Origin of the sequence: Paenibacillus phytorum (assembly GCF_013141715.1) — a bacterium.
Lineage (GTDB): Bacteria > Bacillota > Bacilli > Paenibacillales > NBRC-103111 > Paenibacillus_E > Paenibacillus_E phytorum.
Genome location: NZ_WHOA01000021.1, coordinates 1 through 2,076, shown reverse-complemented (window position 1 = coordinate 2,076; position 2,076 = coordinate 1). Strand labels below are relative to the sequence as shown.

The following is a 2,076-nucleotide window of genomic DNA, read 5'->3' as shown; positions in this document are numbered from 1 at the left end:
TTTATTGTCATTAGTTGCAGTCTTTTACTAGTTCACTCAGACTCCTGGCAACAACTGGGGCATGATGCTTCTACCATAATCCAGGACGTACTTATTTATCTCTGAGGCAAGTTTTGCGTCCGTAGCTTTGTAAAAGACCTTGTTTATTACGAAGTAACCTGTACTGGAATATTTCTTATCACTCGAAAACATCAATGTGAAATTCTGCCCAACTGTATCAGGTCCTTCAACCTTTGTAAAAGTCATTGCCTTTATGTCATTCATTATCTTTCCAACAACTAATGAGTCATTTATTTGTATTTTGTTTCCATCACCGAAAAGAACAACGGTTTGTTCAGAGACAGACAATGATTCCGCGACATTTTCTTGAACCTGCTCAGTAACAGTTTGCTGTTTTGAACACGATGTAATTAGCATTGATATCAAAATAACGATAAGAATTGTGGCAATCCAAGTCCTCATCATATAGCACCCCCAATGAATTTGACGCCTTAATTTGTTGTTTAGTTGCAAGCTCAGTGCTCCACTAAACTGCCAGTCACGTAATGAAGGCTGCCGATCATATGCCAGCAGCCTCGTCCTGAGTGTATTCAACTATTGCTCCTCGTTAGCGGGAACTAAACTATTTTTTTAGTCAGAATGATTTCCAACGGCTCATTTTCAAGTATTAAACAGCCTGCATCCTGATATCCTAAACTTCTGTAGAAGTGCTGTGCATTTTCATTAGCCAGAGTAGAAGTCATAACCAGTTTAAAACCCTTTTTTTGCATTTCATCTTCCCAGAAGAGGACAACTTGCTTTCCTACACCCTTGCTTCGATATTGTTCGTCTACCCAAATCATATTCATAAAAGGTGTATTATCCCAGAAATATCCGAACCTCATCCATCCGATATTAATGTCTTCTTCGTTTCGCAATAAGTATATTTCATGTCCGTATATTTTCGGCAATATTAAGCTCTGCAAAATATGATGGTCATGATCTCGTATATATTCATAGTCTGAATCGGTTGCAATTACAATTTTCATCTTGCTCCCCCTATAAATCACATTACCAATATCACCATCTTTTGTAAACTACCCGTTAACAAAAGACTGCAAGCGGCAGCCATTTTCAGGGTTTTCAACTATCGTTATGCGTTAATGATGCTACCGTCGCACACCCTACCTCCTCCGAAACTACCTGCTTGGAGTTCTGTCTTTGTTCAGTTCACTAAAGAACTTTATTTCAATTAAATAACTTTATTTCTCTAACAGATAATTTGCATATCCCCGCTCCATGCGTTACTATGTTTGTATCGACAAATTTGCAGGTCTATAAAAGGAGGTGTACGCGTCCATGTGCCCCCGTACCAAAGAACAAAATGAGCTCATCCGCATGCAGCGCAGTGAACAGATCCTTGACGCCGCCGCGCGCACTTACTTCCACACGGGCGGCAGCTTTGATATTCGCGACGTCGCCCGCGAGGCCGAGATCGGTTACGGCACGGTATACCATTATTACCCTAACCGACATTTATTAATAGAAGATGTGCTGGGCAGCGGCTTCGAGCGATGTGAGCAAGCCCTGGCAGAATGGGCAAACATATACGGCGGCGGCCAGGATGAGAGGCAGATGTTGACGTATTGCAAGGCGCTGCTCCGGCTGTGGCAGTCGGACGCCCGCACATATCTCGTCTACAAAATGGCGGCGGAACATTATGCAGGCTTACCTGAGAGGGATCGGAACTCCACCAAGAGACGATTCATGGAACGGCTGTACGTTCCGCTCCAATCGATCGCCCAGCGCGAAGACGACAGCGTCGACCATATGCTTGCCGTGCTCGTCGGCTGCTGCGGGCTGCACTACTATGCGGGCACTTCCGAGCTGGACGTCGATCGAATCGCCAATCTCGCGATGCAAGCTATTACGAAGGAGTCCTGATACGAACATGGTCATCTTAAAAAGCAAGCATGAAATCGAGGCTATCCGTAAGGCATGCCAAGTGGTGGCCGAATGCCATCGCACGATCGCCCCGCTCATCAAACCGGGAATCACGACGAACGAGATTGATCGCATATTCGAGGACATTATCTT

General features: G+C 44.5%; 3 protein-coding genes. 1 reads left to right on the top strand and 2 read right to left on the bottom strand.

All coding sequences use genetic code 11. The features are described 5' to 3' along the window. Nucleotides 1–36 precede the first annotated feature (36 nt). Both GC098_RS03055 and GC098_RS03050 read right to left on the bottom strand, forming a co-directional pair. Complete coding sequence (locus GC098_RS03055; RefSeq protein WP_171640865.1) at nucleotides 37–465, bottom strand: hypothetical protein; 429 nt, start codon at nucleotides 463–465, stop codon at nucleotides 37–39. Between the two features lie 152 nt (nucleotides 466–617). After that, nucleotides 618–1,028, bottom strand: coding sequence for a GNAT family N-acetyltransferase (locus tag GC098_RS03050; RefSeq protein WP_171640863.1), 411 nt, complete (start codon nucleotides 1,026–1,028; stop codon nucleotides 618–620). Nucleotides 1,029–1,338: 310 nt separating this feature from the next. Between GC098_RS03050 and GC098_RS03045 the strand changes: the two genes are divergently transcribed. Continuing rightward, the gene (locus GC098_RS03045; protein ID WP_171640861.1) at nucleotides 1,339–1,923 is read left to right on the top strand and encodes a TetR/AcrR family transcriptional regulator; all 585 of its coding nucleotides are present in this window, start codon (nucleotides 1,339–1,341) and stop codon (nucleotides 1,921–1,923) included. Nucleotides 1,924–2,076: the final 153 nt, after the last annotated feature.

Bases quoted from the DNA above. Each gene is read 5' to 3' on its own strand.
- GC098_RS03055 (WP_171640865.1), bottom strand. From the start codon at position 465: ATGATGAGGACTTGGATTGCCACAATTCTTATCGTTATTTTGATATCA.
- GC098_RS03050 (WP_171640863.1), bottom strand. From the start codon at position 1,028: ATGAAAATTGTAATTGCAACCGATTCAGACTATGAATATATACGAGAT.
- GC098_RS03045 (WP_171640861.1), top strand. From the start codon at position 1,339: ATGTGCCCCCGTACCAAAGAACAAAATGAGCTCATCCGCATGCAGCGC.